General features: G+C 40.5%; 11 protein-coding genes. 10 read left to right on the top strand and 1 reads right to left on the bottom strand.

The annotated features are described in order from the left end of the window. The first annotated feature begins 37 nt into the window (after nt 1–37). Together purH and purD are read left to right on the top strand one after the other, a co-directional pair. The gene (gene purH / locus HLH14_RS05505; protein ID WP_067724515.1) at nt 38–1,612 is read left to right on the top strand and encodes a bifunctional phosphoribosylaminoimidazolecarboxamide formyltransferase/IMP cyclohydrolase; all 1,575 of its coding nucleotides are present in this window, start codon (nt 38–40) and stop codon (nt 1,610–1,612) included. A gap of 131 nt (nt 1,613–1,743) precedes the next feature. Further along, complete coding sequence (purD, locus tag HLH14_RS05510) at nt 1,744–3,027, top strand: phosphoribosylamine--glycine ligase (RefSeq protein ID WP_067724513.1); 1,284 nt, start codon at nt 1,744–1,746, stop codon at nt 3,025–3,027. Nucleotides 3,028–3,069: 42 nt separating this feature from the next. On the opposite strand, the gene HLH14_RS05515 is transcribed toward purD, so the two are convergent. Then, on the bottom strand, nt 3,070–3,711 hold the full coding sequence (locus HLH14_RS05515) for a hypothetical protein (protein ID WP_067724511.1): 642 nt from the start codon (nt 3,709–3,711) through the stop codon (nt 3,070–3,072). A 591-nt stretch (nt 3,712–4,302) separates the two neighbouring features. On the opposite strand from HLH14_RS05515, the gene HLH14_RS05520 reads away from it, so the two are divergent. The 8 genes from HLH14_RS05520 (at nt 4,303) to HLH14_RS05555 (ending at nt 15,927) form a co-directional block, all read left to right on the top strand. Next, nucleotides 4,303–5,172, top strand: a complete 870-nt coding sequence (locus HLH14_RS05520) for a MetQ/NlpA family ABC transporter substrate-binding protein (protein ID WP_067724790.1) — start codon at nt 4,303–4,305, stop codon at nt 5,170–5,172. Nucleotides 5,173–5,246: 74 nt separating this feature from the next. Continuing rightward, nucleotides 5,247–6,272, top strand: coding sequence for a methionine ABC transporter ATP-binding protein (locus HLH14_RS05525; RefSeq protein ID WP_067724509.1), 1,026 nt, complete (start codon nt 5,247–5,249; stop codon nt 6,270–6,272). Further along, nucleotides 6,269–6,964 (top strand): methionine ABC transporter permease, encoded by a 696-nt coding sequence (locus tag HLH14_RS05530; RefSeq protein ID WP_067724507.1) that lies wholly within the window; start codon nt 6,269–6,271, stop codon nt 6,962–6,964. Before HLH14_RS05525 ends, HLH14_RS05530 begins: the two co-directional genes overlap by 4 nt. A gap of 228 nt (nt 6,965–7,192) precedes the next feature. After that, entirely contained in the window at nt 7,193–10,756 is a 3,564-nt protein-coding gene (gene dnaE, locus HLH14_RS05535; RefSeq protein ID WP_067724505.1) for a DNA polymerase III subunit alpha, read from the top strand. Between the two features lie 34 nt (nt 10,757–10,790). Continuing rightward, on the top strand, nt 10,791–11,648 hold the full coding sequence (locus HLH14_RS05540; RefSeq protein WP_067724502.1) for an RNA methyltransferase: 858 nt from the start codon (nt 10,791–10,793) through the stop codon (nt 11,646–11,648). Further along, nucleotides 11,641–12,447 (top strand): serine O-acetyltransferase, encoded by an 807-nt coding sequence (gene cysE / locus HLH14_RS05545; RefSeq protein WP_067724500.1) that lies wholly within the window; start codon nt 11,641–11,643, stop codon nt 12,445–12,447. Before HLH14_RS05540 ends, cysE begins: the two co-directional genes overlap by 8 nt. Nucleotides 12,448–12,827: 380 nt before the next feature. After that, nucleotides 12,828–13,787: an ABUW_2363 family tetratricopeptide repeat lipoprotein gene (locus HLH14_RS05550; RefSeq protein ID WP_131270029.1), complete on the top strand. Its 960-nt coding sequence runs from the start codon at nt 12,828–12,830 to the stop codon at nt 13,785–13,787. Nucleotides 13,788–13,917: 130 nt separating this feature from the next. Next, nucleotides 13,918–15,927: an esterase/lipase family protein gene (locus tag HLH14_RS05555; RefSeq protein WP_067724496.1), complete on the top strand. Its 2,010-nt coding sequence runs from the start codon at nt 13,918–13,920 to the stop codon at nt 15,925–15,927. Nucleotides 15,928–16,260: the final 333 nt, after the last annotated feature.

Below are 16,260 nucleotides of genomic sequence, written 5' to 3' on the forward strand. Positions count from 1 at the left end.
GTTTTAATCTAGACCTTTAATATTGTTGACGAAAATCATGACTATTAAACGCGCTTTAATCTCTGTATCTGATAAATCAGGGATCGTTGAATTTGCTAAAAACCTTGTAGCTCTTGGGGTGGAAATTTTATCTACTGGCGGTACATATAAGTTGCTTAAAGACAACAATATCGCTGTAGTGGAAGTTTCAGAGCACACTGGGTTCCCGGAAATGATGGATGGTCGTGTAAAAACACTACATCCAAAAATTCATGGAGGGATCTTAGCTCGCCGTGGTCTAGACGAAGCGGTAATGCAAGAACACAACATCGATGCAATCGATCTAGTGGTTGTTAACCTTTATCCATTTGCTGCAACCGTTGCTAAACCAAACTGCTCGTTGGCTGATGCGATTGAGAACATCGATATCGGTGGTCCAACGATGGTTCGTGCTGCTGCGAAAAACCATGCCTCTGTAGGTATTGTGGTCAATGCTTCTGACTACGACACTGTGATTGCTGAAATGAAAGCTAACGGTGCGTTATCTCTTGAAACTCGTTTCGATTTGGCAGTTAAAGCATTTGAACATACTGCGCAATACGATGGCATGATTGCTTCTTATCTTGGCGCTCGCGTAGGTAAAATCGAGGGTCAAGCAGACAAATTTGCCCGAACTTTCAATACACAATTGAACAAAGCACAAGATTTACGTTACGGTGAAAACCCGCATCAATCTGCTGCGTTCTATGTTGAAAGTACTGCGACTGAAGCTTCTGTTTCAACTGCGAAACAGCTTCAAGGTAAAGAACTTTCTTACAACAACATTGCAGATACAGATGCAGCGCTTGAATGTGTTAAATCATTCGCGAAACCTGCTTGTGTGATTGTTAAACATGCGAACCCATGTGGTGTTGCAGTATCGTTAGACGGTATTAAAGCTGCTTATGACCTTGCTTATGCAACAGATCCTGAATCTGCATTTGGCGGCATCATTGCATTCAACCGTGAATTAGACGTAGCAACTGCGCAAGCCATTGTTGATCGTCAATTCGTTGAAGTGATCATTGCACCAAGTATTGCCGATGGCGTACTTGAAGTGACTGGCGCGAAGAAAAACGTACGCGTGCTTGTATGTGGCGAACTTCCAGCTATTGATGCACGTCAATCGCAACTTGATTACAAGCGTGTGAATGGCGGTTTATTGGTTCAAGACCAAGACTTGGGCATGATCACTAAAGATGATCTTAAAGTTGTGACTAAACGCGCACCAACTGAAGCTGAAATCGACGACATGATTTTTGCCTGGAAAGTTGCGAAATACGTTAAATCGAATGCGATTGTTTATGCGAAAGGTCGTCAAACCATTGGTGTAGGCGCAGGTCAAATGAGCCGCATCAACTCTGCTCGTATTGCTGCAATCAAAGCTGAACATGCTGGTTTAGTTGTTGAAGGTGCTGTAATGGCATCTGACGCATTCTTCCCATTCCGTGATGGTATTGATAACGCTGCTCAAGCAGGCATTAAATGCATTATCCAACCGGGTGGTTCTATGCGTGATGAAGAAACGATTGCAGCAGCTGATGAAGCTGGTATTGCAATGGTCTTCACTGGCATGCGTCATTTCCGTCACTAAGTTGGCGAATTGATCATGACTTATTTACAGTCATACGTGCTACATAAAATAGATTCTTAAATCTTTCATGGAGTCCTCTTCCCCTTTGGGTTGAGGACTTTATGTTATTTCGATTCATGGAGTATGAACCGATGAATATTTTAGTTTTGGGTAATGGTGGTCGTGAACACGCACTTGCATGGAAAATCGCGCAAGACGATAAAGTAGCGAAAGTCTTTGTTGCTCCGGGAAATGCCGGCACAGCAACAGAAAACAAATGCGAAAATGTTGCACTCAACATTTTAGACAATGCTGCAATCATTGCTTTTGCAAAAGAAAATGCAGTCGATTTAGTCATTGTTGGTCCAGAAGCACCGCTTGTAAATGGTGTAGTGGATGCTTGTCGTGCAGCCGATGTAAAAGTTTGGGGTCCAACTCAATTTGCTGCTCAGCTTGAAGGCTCTAAAGCATTTGCGAAACATTTCTTGAAACGTCACAATATTCCAACAGCGTTTTATGATGTATTCACAGAAGTGGATGCTGCAAAAGCATTTGTTGAAAAAAATGGTGCGCCAATCGTAATCAAGGCAGATGGTCTTGCCGCGGGGAAAGGCGTAATCGTTGCCATGACCAATCAAGAAGCATTCGATGCAATTGATGACATGCTTGCAGGCAACAAATTTGGTGATGCAGGTTCTCGTGTTGTGATCGAAGAATTCCTTGCCGGTGAAGAAGCATCTTTCATTTGCATGATTGATGGCGACAACATCTTACCAATGGCAACTTCACAAGATCACAAACGTATCTTTGAAGGCGACCAAGGTCCGAACACTGGCGGCATGGGTGCGTACTCTCCTGCTCCGGTTGTGACTGCTGAAGTCTTTGAAAAAGCAATGAACGAAGTGATGCGTCCAACTGTTGATGGTATGAAAGCAGATGGTCATGTATACACAGGTTTCTTATATGCAGGCTTGATGATTGACGAACAAGGTCAACCTAAAGTGATCGAATTCAACTGCCGTTTTGGTGACCCTGAAACTCAACCCATCATGATGCGTTTAAAATCATCTTTAGTTGATTTAGTTCAAGCAGGCCTTGAAAGTAACTTACCTGCCGAAGCTGAATGGGATGAGCGCAAAACTGTAGGTATTGTACTTGCATCGAAAGGCTACCCTGAAACATCTAGCAATGGCGATGTAATTTCTGGTTTAGACACTGAAATGACAGATGCGAAAGTATTCCATGCGGGTACTGCAACCAATGCCAATGGCGAAGTTGTGACTGCTGGCGGTCGTGTTCTATGTGTAACTGCACTCGGTAACACGATTGGCGAAGCTCAAGCAAAAGCATTAGAGCTTTGTGAAAAAGTGACCTTTGACGGCGTTCAATACCGTAAAGATATTGGCTACCGTGCGATTGCTCGCGAACAAGCTTAATTTTTATTAAGTTTTAAAAACCCGCCAAGTGCGGGTTTTTAATTATTCAACAATCAAATATTTTTGCGCAATTTTTTCAAATTTTTCTTTTTGTGAAATAAGTTCATGATAATAATCATATAAATATGGGAATTGTTTATTATATTCTTTAGCATCAACTTCCAAACATTTTCTTTTTATATCTAAAATTTTGATAATTTCTGCATGAAATTTATTTAATTGGTTATAAATTTTTTTAAATTCCGCATTCTCCCCTACAATTCTTCTAACAGTCTTGTGAAAATTTCCTAAATTTAAGACAAATTTAGAATGCTCTGACATTATAAATTCATCAAGTTGTTGTGAAATTCTTTTTTGATTATAAGGATAGAAATAGTCTTTTGTATCATTAATATATATTAGCCAATAAATTTGCCCTATTGCTCTAATAGCCTCATCCAAATGACCTAAAGACTTAACAATAAAATCTTTTTTTAGATTAATATTGTGCTGTTCTTTCCAAGAGTTTAGCAAAATTAAGGCTGAAAACGGTGCAAATAATCCTGCCGACCATCCGAACATCGTTGCTATAGCTGTTCCTTTATCTACAGCGAGCGGATAAATTAGATAGTACGTAATCACAGACATTAAAACTAGTAAACATAAGTATGCAACTAGTAATTGGAACATAATTTTAATTTGCATAGCCCCAATACCTACTATAAAAAATTTTGCAGCTAAAATAATAACTTTATGAACTTTTGAAAAACTAATTTATTTTTGAGTATATCCATAAAATATTACTTCCAATAATTGTTAATCTTATATCTATTTTTCATCTTTAGACTTTAAAAAAAATTATAAAGCGTTATATAAAACGATACTTTACAGATTGTTAATATAATTTAAAACAATATATTGTTTTTACTATTAAAATTTCAAAAATCCCATTATCACTATGCACTTAATAAGATAATTGTCGAGTTTTTATTCACTATATTGAATATAGATTTATTGTTATGATGAGGCAAATTTTGATTGATCAGAAACTCAATCTCGTTAATGAATACAATGATTTAAAACTTTTTATCATTGCTTTAATTTACTATTCGACAGATTGCTGATTGCATAGCGTAATTTGTAAATTTTATAGTGCTGCACATCTATCAGAGAAACGTTTGGACATGATGACTGTAATCACTCCTTCGTTCTATACTGATTTCGATTTTGACTTACTCTCTCTAATAAATGATTCGTAAATTTAAAGCCAAAATTAAATTTACTTGGGATGAATACATGAAAAAGCTCCTTGGACTTGTTTTAGGTTTAACCGTTGGCTTAACTGGCTGCTCTAAACCAGAAGCACCTGCAACTGACGCGGCAAAAACTGATACAGCAAAAGAACAAACCGTTGTAATGGCATCAACTGGCTCCGATGCAGACATCTGGCGTTATATCGCGACATTGCCTGAAACCAAGAAAGCAGGTATCAAACTTGAAGTGAAAAACTTCACTGACTACGTTGCCATGAATACTGCAGTAGCCAACAAAGAAGTCGATATCAATGCATTCCAGTCTTATGCTTATTTAGTCGCTTTCAATGCATCGAATAAAGACAAGATTGCACCGGTTTCGACTACTTATCTTGAGCCAATGGGTATTTACTCAAGCAAAGTAAAAAAAGTTGAAGAATTTGCCAACGGTGCAACCATTGCTATTCCAAACGATGCAGCCAATGAAGCGCGTGCCCTTTTACTACTTCAATCTGCAGGCTTGTTAAAACTTAAAGCTGACTTTAACCCTGCAACGGGCACACCAAACGACATTACTGAAAATGCTAAAAAAATTGTGATCAAACCAATTCAAATGGCGACCGCTGTTCGTGTTAAAGACGAAGTGGATGCGATTGTTTTAGGTAATACACTGGCGCTTGAAGGTGGTTTGAACGTACTTAAAGACTCTATTTACTATGAGCCTGTGGACCAAAGCACCAAGTTAAATGTAAACATTTTAGCAACTGCTGAATCACGTAAAGATGATCCGTTACTACAAAAAGTCGGCGCGTTGTATCACACCGAAGCTGTGAACAAATATGTGCAAGAACACTTTGGTGGTACTAAGGTTGATGTAAATAAACCAATTAGTTATTTAACTGAAACAAAATAGTAATATAATCATCCAAACCAAACAGGCAAAGTCATTTTGCCTGTTTTTTTATTTTCTGCTTAGTGTTTGACGATATGATTGAATTTAAAAACATTTCAAAGCACTATCAGCTCAAAGGTCAAACCATACGTGCCTTGGACCAAATTAATTTGGAGATTCCAGAAGGCAGTATTTTTGGCATTATTGGCTATAGTGGCGCAGGTAAAAGCACATTAATTCGTTTGATTAATTTACTAGAACGGCCGAATGAAGGTCAGGTGATTATTAATCAAAAAGATTTTACTGCTTTGGATGCACGCTCATTACGTCAAGAACGTGCAAATATCGGTATGATTTTTCAGCACTTCAACTTGTTGCAAACCAAAACTGTGGCGGCAAATATTGAAATGCCCCTCAAGCTTTTGGGTGTAAGCAAGGCTGAACGTGAAAAACGCTTAAATGAATTACTTGAGTTTATTGACCTCAAACATAAAAAAGATGCTTTCCCCGATGAGCTTTCTGGCGGACAGAAACAACGTGTCGGTATTGCCCGCGCACTTGCCAATCATCCTAAAATTTTACTCTGTGATGAAGCAACCTCTGCGCTGGATCCGCAAACCACCAAATCTGTTTTAGCCTTACTCAAAAAAATCAATAAAGAACAGAATATTACGATTGTCATGGTGACCCATGAAATGGATGTGATTGAAACGGTTTGTGATTATGTCGCGGTGATGGAACAAGGTAAAGTCATTGAAACCGGTTCTACTCTTGAGATTTTCAGTCAGCCACAACATCCAACCACTAAAAACTTTATTCAAACTGTGCTTCAACAACAGTTACCGGTCAATATTTTAAAGAACCTGGAAAATCAGAATCATAACAGTATTTATTGCCTACAATTTTTAGGCAAATCTGCTCAAGAAACTGTAGTACAAGCGGTGATTAAGAAATTTGATATCAGTTTGAATATCTTGTTTGCCAATATGACTGAAATTAATGGCACTGTGATTGGACAAATGTTTATCCAATTGTTGGGTGATCCGGCAATTATTCAGCAAGCAATTGAATTTTTAGAAAAAAATGGCGTAAAAGTTGAACATTCGGGAGATCAGGTATGAGAGATTTAATCGTACAATGGCTCACTGAACTGACTGCACCGTTTTGGCAAAGTTCCCTGTCGATTGACCAGTTTGTTACTGCCTTACAAGAAACCTTTCACATGGTGTTTTTTGCCATGCTGTTTGGCGGAATTTGGGGCTTTATTCAAGGTATTGTGTTATTGGTCACTCGACCTGAAGGGATCCTGCCGAATCGTGCGGTTTATCATATTTTAAACCCGATTGTGAATGCCCTCCGCTCGCTACCTTTCATCATCCTACTGATTGCGGTTATTCCTTTAACTAAATTTTTAGTCGGTACTTCAATTGGCACTTGGGCTGCAATTGTTCCACTAACCATCTACATTGGTCCGTATATGGGACGCCTGATTGAAACTTCATTATTAGAAGTGAATGAAGGCATTGTGGAATCTGCCCAAGCGATGGGTGCTACTCCATTACAGATTATTTTCAAGTTTATTTTGCCTGAATCGCGCAGTTCACTGATTCTTAATTTAACCACTGCCACGATTAGTTTAATTGGTGCAACCGCAATGGCGGGTGCGGTCGGTGCCGGTGGTATTGGTGATTTGGCGATTTCATATGGCTATCAACGTTTTGATACCAGTGTGGTTATTTTAACCGTGATTGTGCTTTTACTCTTGGTGCAAATTGTTCAGACCGTGGGTGAATGGCTCGCCAAATTAAGATAAATTAAGATCAATATTGATCAGGTCAAATCTTTAAAACCCTCATCTTGAGGGTTTTTATTTGGCAAGAATATTCTGGTTAAAAATAATCCGATTTCCAACTTTATCAATAAAAACATCAGCTATAAGCGATAATATGATCAAAAATCCGCATCGAATTTGGTAAATATTAAGCCATTCCTACATTCAGAGCATGCTAAAATAGCCGTCAGTTTTTGCAGGGACTCATTTATGCACTTTGTTCATCTTGGTATACATACAGAATTTTCAATCACGGAATCGATCGTACGTATACCTGATCTTATGAAAGCTGCAGTGAATGATGAAATGCCAGCTTTGGCATTAACAGATCTGTCCAACTTGCATGCCGCAGTTAAATTTTATAAAAAGTGCCTGGATAATGGTATTAAACCTATTTTGGGCAGTGTCATTCGCCTGAATGATGCAGAACATAAAGCCACCCTGCTTTCCATGACCAATAAAGGCTGGCGCAGTCTCACTGAAATTGTTTCGCGTGGCTTTATTGAAGGTCAACAGCTTGATATTCCTTGCGTAAAAAAAGAATGGGTGCTTGAACAGAATCAAGACATAATCGTGCTTTTAGGCATGCATAGTGATGTCGGCAAAATGCTCAATTCATCCAATCCGCAAAAAGCTGAAGCCCTGTTAGAGGAATGGATTGAAAAATTTGGCAATCGGGTGTATTTGGCCCTGACCCGCACCGACCGACCGGATGAAGAAAGTTTCATTGCCGGAGCGGTAAAACTGGCTCAAAAATACAATATTGGTGTCGTGGCACATAATGATGTGCATTTTATTGCACCAACTGATTTCGAAGCGCATGAAGCGCGCGTGTGTATTGCCGATGGTTATGTGCTTGGTGATAACCGTCGCCCACGTTCTTACACGCCTGAACAATATTTCAAAACTGCCGAGCAAATGACTGAACTGTTTTCAAACATTCCAACAGCAATTGAAAATACTTACCACATTGCCAAACGCTGTAATGTCAGCTTGCGTTTAGGCTTCAATGACCTTCCCGACTTTCCAATTCCTGAAGGTCATACCATTGATACCTTCTTTGAGCATATTTCTAAAGAAGGCTTGGAAGAACGCTTAAACTTTCTTTATCCCGTTGAAAAACGCGATGAAGACTGGCCTGAAATTCGTAAAGTTTATGATGAACGTCTAGCCTACGAAATTGGTACGATCCTAAACATGGGATTCCCGGGCTATTTCCTGATCGTAATGGACTTCATTCAATGGTCCAAAAATAATGGCGTACCGGTAGGTCCGGGACGTGGTTCAGGTGCCGGTTCACTGGTGGCCTATAGCCTGAAAATTACCGATCTCGATCCACTACGTTATGACCTGCTGTTCGAACGTTTCTTGAACCCTGAACGTGTTTCCATGCCCGACTTTGACATCGACTTCTGTATTGCAGGTCGTGACCGGGTGATTGACTATGTGGCGCGTCATTATGGTCGAGATGCAGTATCACAGATTGCAACATTTGGGACCATGGCAGCAAAAGGTGCCATCCGTGATGTCGCGCGAGTACTGGGTAAATCCTACGGACTTGCTGACCGTATCTCGAAGTTGATCCCGACCAAACCCTTAGGTGTAGACCTTCGTGCTGCCATCGACATGGAACCACAGCTTAAAGATATCGTCACCAATCCATCTAACCCAGACAATGATGATGCAGCTGAAATCTGGGAAATGGCACTTAAACTCGAAGGCATTACCCGTAATACCGGTAAACATGCCGGTGGTGTGGTGATTGCACCCGGTAAAATTACCGATTATTCAGCCGTGATGTGCGATGCAGATGGTACTAACCGCGTCGCTCAATTCGATAAAGATGATGTTGAATCAGCCGGTCTGGTAAAGTTCGACTTCTTGGGTCTACGTAACCTGACCGTAATTGAAGATGCGATTCAAAATATTAATAAACGCATTGGGCCTGAAAAAACGGTTGATATTGCGCATATCCCGCTAGACGACGCCAAAGCTTATTCGATTTTCGCAAATGCCAATACCACTGCGATATTCCAGTTTGAATCCGTCGGCATGAAAAAAATGCTGAAAGAGGCGCGTCCAAGTAAGTTCGAAGAAATTATTGCCTTCGTATCCTTGTACCGTCCGGGTCCAATGGATCTTATTCCTGACTTTATCCATCGTATGCATGGTGGCGAGTTTGAATATCTGCATCCGTTACTGGAAGGCGTACTTGAGCCAACTTACGGGATCATGGTTTATCAGGAACAGGTCATGCAAGCCGCACAGTACTGTGCCGGCTATACCCTCGGTGGCGCGGACATGCTACGTCGTGCCATGGGTAAAAAGAAACCTGAAGAAATGGTCAAGCAGCGTCAAATCTTTATTGAAGGTGCCGCGAAAAAAGATATTGATGAAGCCACCGCCAACCATATCTTTGACTATATGGAAAAGTTCGCAGGCTACGGTTTTAACAAATCGCATGCCGCCGCTTATGCCCTGGTTGCTTATCAAACTGCATGGTTAAAAGCCTATTATCCGTCTGAATTTATGGCAGCGGTACTCACTTCGGAAATGCAAAATACCGACAGTATTGTATTTTTGATTGATGACTGCCGAATTAATGGCTTAGAAGTATTTCCACCGTCCATTAACATGTCATTTTACCAGTTCCATGCCAGTGATGAAAAAACCATTGTTTATGGCCTAGGTGCAATTAAAGGTGTGGGTGAGGCAGCCATGCAATCGGTGATTGACTCACGTTTGCAGGACGGTCCTTACAAAGATTTATTCGATTTCTGCCATCGTATTGATTTGAAAAAAATCAATAAACGAACTTTAGAAGCACTGATTCGTTCCGGTGCTCTAGATTGTTTAGGCATTGATCGTGCCAGCATCATGGCGCAATTGCCTGAAGCGGTTCAAGCGGCTGACCAAGCACGCTCCAATCGTGAAACCGGCATTATGGATTTATTTGGTGAAGTTGAGGAAGTTCAACGTAAACCGGCTAAACCTGTAAAACCGTGGTCAGATGAAGTCCGTCTTAAAGGCGAAAAAGACACACTCGGCTTGTATTTAACTGGACATCCGATTGATGTTTATCGTCCAGAGTTAAAGTCCTTTATTCCTGTACGGATTAATGAATTAACCCCAACACGTCGCGGTGTCACCACGGTATTTGCCGGATTGGTGGTGGATGTTGCCAACTTCCCGAACCGTATGATGGTGACTCTGGATGATGGTACGGCACGTATTGAAGTTTCTGCCAATCATGAACGCTTCCAACGTTTTAAAGATGTTATTCAAGCTGACCGTGTGGTGGTGATTGAAGGTGAAATCTATGAACGTGAAGGTTATGATCGTCCGATGGGACGTTTAACCAAGGCGTTCAGCCTGAATGATATTCGTCAGAAACGTGCCAATAGCATCCAGATCAAACTGAATAGTGAACATCTGAGCAAAACATTGAGTCAGGATTTACAAAAGATTCTGATTCCATATTGTAATGTCGATATGTGTAATCACATTCCAGTGCAATTACAAATTGATTATCCCTACGCTTCTGCAGAAGTTCACTTGGGACTGAACTGGAAAGTTGCGCCACAGGATGAACTGCTGGCGAAATTACGCGATTATTTTGGCAAGGATGTCATTCACATTGAATATCAAGTGAAATCCAAAGCTGCCAAGGCTGCGCCTCATGGCAAGCCCGCACGTATTGCACCGCCACCTGCCAATGTCAGCATGGAGGATGCGATGGATATGTATCAGGCTGAAGCCAATCAATATTCTTAGTTTTTTAAATATTTAAATTAAAATCGGACACATTATGAGTCAAGTTGACAATGCTGTTGTTTCAGCACATCTCTCCCATGTGCGTATTGTCATGGTCAATACCACATTGCCTGCGAATATTGGTAGTGCTTTAAGAGCAATGAAAACCATGGGCTTATGCAAGCTGGTACTGGTTGCACCTAAAACCTATCCTCATCCGGATATTAATGCTTTGGCTGCAGGTGCTGTAGATTTAATCGAACAGATTGAAATTGTACCTACACTAGAAGATGCGATTAAAGACTGTCATCTGGTTTTTGGCACCAGTGCACGTAGCCGTACCATTCCGTGGCCTTTGCTGGATGCTCGTCCTGCTGCGGAAAAATCGTTGAATGCCGTCGTCAAAGATCAACAAGAAATTGCGATTGTATTTGGACGTGAAGACCGCGGCTTGACCAATGAAGAATTGGCGATGGCGAATTATCACGTCACCATTCCAGTCAATGACGATTACGGTGTACTCAATGTTGCCCAAGCCATTCAAGTGATTTGCTATGAAATGCGTATGGCGGCAATGGCATTGACCGAACAGAAGGAAGATCCTGAAGCAACCATGCAAGTGACGGATACCGAGTCGATGCATTGGGATGAGCCATTGGTCACGCATGAACAAATGGAACAGTTCTACCCGCATATTGAAAAAATGTTGGCAGAAATTGAGTTTATGGATCCAAAAAATCCACGTTTATTACCTTTACGCTTGCGTCGTCTATTTGGACGTATACAATTAGACCGTATGGAATATCATTTACTTCGTGGCATATTCACGCGTGTACAAGCGATGAATAGTGGTAAATGGAAAAAATCTACAGACAAGACAACAGATTCTTCAGAGGATCAACCTAATGCTTAAACAGCTCAGAGAAGACATACAGGCTGTATTCGCGCGCGATCCTGCAGCTCGAAACACCTTAGAAGTTCTAACGACTTATCCAGGCATTCATGCCCTGATTATGCATCGTATTGCCCATGAACTTTGGCAAAAAGAGTGTAAAGGCTCTGCTCGCCTACTGTCTTCTTTTAGCCGTTTTGCCACAGGTATTGAAATTCATCCGGGTGCAAAAATTGGTCGTCGTTTCTTTATCGATCATGGCATGGGTGTGGTGATTGGTGAAACTGCTGAAATTGGTGATGATGTCACGCTTTATCACGGCGTAACGCTAGGCGGTACAACCTGGAATAAAGGTAAACGTCATCCAACCCTGGAAGATGGTGTGGTGGTTGGTGCAGGTGCAAAAATTCTTGGACCTTTTACCGTGGGTAAAAATTCCAAAGTGGGTTCCAATGCAGTGGTGACCAAAGAAGTTCCGCCGGATACTACGGCTGTTGGCAATCCCGCCCGCTTTATCACCAAAGACAAACCCAAAGATGCTGAAGAGGCACGTCGCCGTGATTATGCTGAGAGCATTGGTTTCCAACCCTATGCAGCTACGCAAGATCAGTCAGATCCTATTTTAGATGGGATGCGTGTTTTGCTGGATCGAATTCAACTCAATGAAAAACGCATGAATACCTTATGCCAGCGTTTATCTTTGCTCGATCCTTCATTCAAAAAGCAGCAAGATGAACAACCCTTTAGTGTTGAAGAGCTTAAAATCATTGAAGATGTGCGCCGTGAATGCGAAGCACAAAGCACTCAATCCAAAGCCTAAAGTGCTTATGTGATTCTTCACAATTGCTAACTTGTGTGTTCGTGCCAGTTTTTTTAGACTGACGAACATGCAAATTGGGTCTGTTTACACTTCATCTATGTTTGCGACGACGCATATTTTTTAGTTGATATGAGGCGTGAAGCAGGAAATTCAATCATTCTAAATGATTGCTTCGCAACAATATAACAGCAAAAAAAATATGCTCATCCTGAAAGATTGTGACTAAAATTATCTCAGATTTCGTAATGAAACTTGAAAATAGTCTCGCTATTGTCTTCGTTTCATGACTGATCTGCCCAATTTTAGCCTACAGCGCAAGCCATTTATGAAATATTAACAGCCCCTAATTAATTTTAAAATTAAATGAATGGATGATCCATATGACCCTTAAGCCTTTGGCATGCACATTAATAGCTGTATCTTTATTATCTGCATGTAGCACGGCACCGAAAGAAGACAAAAAGCCGACTACTCCAATTATTTTCACTGAACCCGATTTGACTCCACCGTTCTATGCGCTGAATCCATTTAACTATGATGCTCCACCTCCATTTGAAATTGCATTAAAACAAGCTGCAGCACAGCCTGTCACTAAAATGGAAGTGAATCTGCAAAGCGATCCTTCCAAGAAAGTGACTCTAGATGTGAATAAGCTCATTATTCCAACAGTGAACAGCAATACACGTAATTTGAAATTTGCCGTACTTGCGGGTGAAAATGAAATTGATGTCACTGAAATTGATGATTTTTTACAATTGGTTGAAGGTAAAGCACGCCATTACCCACCTCGTTTTACTGAACGTCAAGAACGTAAAGGGTTTGAAGCTAAACTAAAAGAATTGACTCAACAGCTCGATACTTTAGCATCTCGAGATAATGCGTCTTTTGATGTTCTGATTCGTGCATTTAAAGCCAGTGTAATGGCGCGTAACCTGGACTTGGGTTCAGTCTATACCACCAAATCTTTAACCTATGCGCAGCGCATTTTAAAAATCAACAAAGAAGATGCTGAAGCAAACTTCTGGTTTGGTTTTGGTTTATCTGAAGGTGGTGGTCAGCGTGAAGCGATTCCTTATTTAGATAAAGCGATGCAAGCGGGTGTTCAGGAAGCGTATCTATCTGCGGCAAATAATTACATTGCCATGGAACAAAAGAAAAATGCGATTCAAACTTTGAAAAATTACAAAGTAAAATATCCGCAAGAAGCTGAAGTGGCTGACCGTTTAATTGCTGAAATTGAAAAGCAAGGTCGCTGGAATGTTTGGCAAATCATTGCTCCTGCTCAAGCAACACCAGCAACACCAGCAACACCAGCAACACCAGCAACACCAGCACCTTAATATTTAAAGCTAAACTAAAATAAAAATAGGCCGTCAAGTACGGTCTATTTTTATTTGCATGAATGGAAAATTAGAAGAACTATCGTATGATGAATAAAATTCAAACAAATACTTATTGCAGACTATTATTATGCCAAAACAGATATACACAGTTTTATTTGCCGCGCTATTCAGTAGTTATCTGCTGACAGGATGTCAAATTGTAAGTGTTAAAAATCAAGCCATCAACGTCACCATCGCCAATGAACGAGAAAGCATACTCACCCGCAACAAATTGAGTGAAGCCAGTTTAAATGTGCTTTCAATGACAGGTCGTGAAGCAAAAATCTGCTCTGATGAACCTGAACAATGTGTGCAGGAACTGCAACAAATTCCCCAAATTCAAGATGAACAATTATTATCTACAGCAAGTGAAGTCTACTTAGCTAAAGCCTTAACCTTTGAAAACTCAAGTGATTGTAAAACCAGTATTTTAACCAGCACCAGGTCACAAGAAAAACAACGGCTCCAGCAAGTAACTTATGATAAATGTTTAGACCAACAACTGTATATGCTGGATAAAAGTATTCGATACAGTTATGCCTATATGTTTAAAACAAAACGCGGACCACAAGACCGTATTTTTGATAACAGACAGGTTCAGATTCGTGACTTCTATAACTTAGCCTTGGCTAAACTGGTTTCCGCTTATGGCCTACGTCACAAACCCACGGAAGTCGAACACCGGATTAAAGTTGGCAACAGTATATACAGCATTAACTTTGATCATTACCCGCAACTCAAAGAACAGAAAATTGAGCAACTACTCTCAAGTTATAACCTGAATTTTTCAGGGTTGCGTTCCATTAACCGCCGGGACGGTTTTGGTTCAGAGTTTGTGGTCGTTTTACCGCAAGTTAAGGATGATATTGGTGAAGGTAAAAATAAATACATTATCGACCCGATAAATTTTAGCTACCAAAATGGCGTCAATCCGAATATTCATCAAGCCCGTTATTTGGCAGCCACCCTTACCGCGCAGCCGAAATCTGCGACCAATATTGAGGACATTTTAAATAAGGCAGAGTTTGAGTTAAAAGCGTTTGATCCCTATAAATATGAAAAAGTTGATCTGGCAGGCAAAAGCTATCCGCTTGCCGCTAACTTCTCTACACCCTATGGTTTATGGCTGGCACAAAATAATCTGGGTAAAGCTGCCTATTTGACTCTGATTGATCGTGACGATCATCTCACCATGCCGCATTTATATATGCTCGAACCCTATAACCCAAATAAAAAAGTCATTGTTTTGGTGCATGGTCTAGCCAGTAGTCCTGAAGCGTGGATCCGACTGACCAATGACATTATGGGTGACACGGTGCTGCGTGAGAATTTTCAGGTCTGGCAAGTGTTCTATTCAACCAATATGCCAATTATTGAAAGTCGCTTTCAAATCTATGCCCTGCTCAATCAGGCTTTTGCACAGGTTGATGCCAAAGCACCAGCCAAAAAAGATGCGGTACTGGTTGGACATAGTATGGGAGGCATCATTGCCCGCCTTTTGGTCAGTGATGCAGATGTGACTAAAAAAGCCTTAGCCATGATGAACAATCGCCAATTAAATAAATATCAAAAATTACCAATCGTTTCACAACGCTTGGTCATGAAGGATATTCCTAATTTTAGTCGTGCAATTTTTCTCGCATCACCGCATAAAGGAACCGATTATGCAGATCGCTGGTTTACCAAGGCAGCACGTAAAATTATTCGCATACCCGGTGCATTCCTTTCTGCGATCGGTGACAGCATACAAAACCAGGATCTGGACGTTAAAGATCTATTAAAGCAGATTGATAATGGTCTTATTCAAAATGGTCCGAGTGATTTAAGTTATCAGTCCAAGTTTATGGAACTGACTAAAGACATTAACCCCCGTAAAGGTCTCGCCTTCCATTCCATTATGGGCAATATCACCAACAGTGATGATCTGAATATCATTACCGATGATGTCGTCCCGTATAAGAGCGCCCACTTAAATGGGGCGGTTTCTGAAAAGATCATCAAAGGTGGACATTCCATCCAGGAAACCCCCGAAGCCGTTTTAGAATTACGTCGAATCTTACGTCTCCATTTGACCCAATTAGGTTTACATAAACCTTAAGGGTTAAGGTTTATCAATTTCAGCCGATCATGCTTCATCTACATGATCGGCTGATCTGCTGTTCAATTTAGTGTGAAGATATTTTCTTAGACTATTTCCAAGCATCATTAAAATATTTCAACTTTAGCTTATTGATCTTTATTACAGCTATATTCCCCCACCCTTAATATTCTCATAGAAAAATAAAAAACTGTTTCCTGATTTTTACCTATTTATTGCAAAGCATTTTTCTCTGCTCATGCAAATTTGATAAGATAAGCCACTCGAATGAAGTTAAGTTTTTTTGATAGACACAACTTGCCAGAAAATTAAAAAATATAAGACCTGAATGTC

Source organism: Acinetobacter terrae, assembly GCF_013004375.1.
Taxonomy (GTDB): domain Bacteria; phylum Pseudomonadota; class Gammaproteobacteria; order Pseudomonadales; family Moraxellaceae; genus Acinetobacter; species Acinetobacter terrae.

Coding starts and splice junctions, on each gene's coding strand:
- HLH14_RS05520 (WP_067724790.1), top strand. CDS start 4,303: ATGAAAAAGCTCCTTGGACTTGTTTTAGGTTTAACCGTTGGCTTAACT.
- purD (WP_067724513.1), top strand. CDS start 1,744: ATGAATATTTTAGTTTTGGGTAATGGTGGTCGTGAACACGCACTTGCA.
- HLH14_RS05525 (WP_067724509.1), top strand. CDS start 5,247: ATGATTGAATTTAAAAACATTTCAAAGCACTATCAGCTCAAAGGTCAA.
- HLH14_RS05515 (WP_067724511.1), bottom strand. CDS start 3,711: ATGCAAATTAAAATTATGTTCCAATTACTAGTTGCATACTTATGTTTA.
- cysE (WP_067724500.1), top strand. CDS start 11,641: ATGCTTAAACAGCTCAGAGAAGACATACAGGCTGTATTCGCGCGCGAT.
- purH (WP_067724515.1), top strand. CDS start 38: ATGACTATTAAACGCGCTTTAATCTCTGTATCTGATAAATCAGGGATC.
- HLH14_RS05540 (WP_067724502.1), top strand. CDS start 10,791: ATGAGTCAAGTTGACAATGCTGTTGTTTCAGCACATCTCTCCCATGTG.
- HLH14_RS05550 (WP_131270029.1), top strand. CDS start 12,828: ATGACCCTTAAGCCTTTGGCATGCACATTAATAGCTGTATCTTTATTA.
- HLH14_RS05555 (WP_067724496.1), top strand. CDS start 13,918: ATGCCAAAACAGATATACACAGTTTTATTTGCCGCGCTATTCAGTAGT.
- HLH14_RS05530 (WP_067724507.1), top strand. CDS start 6,269: ATGAGAGATTTAATCGTACAATGGCTCACTGAACTGACTGCACCGTTT.
- dnaE (WP_067724505.1), top strand. CDS start 7,193: ATGCACTTTGTTCATCTTGGTATACATACAGAATTTTCAATCACGGAA.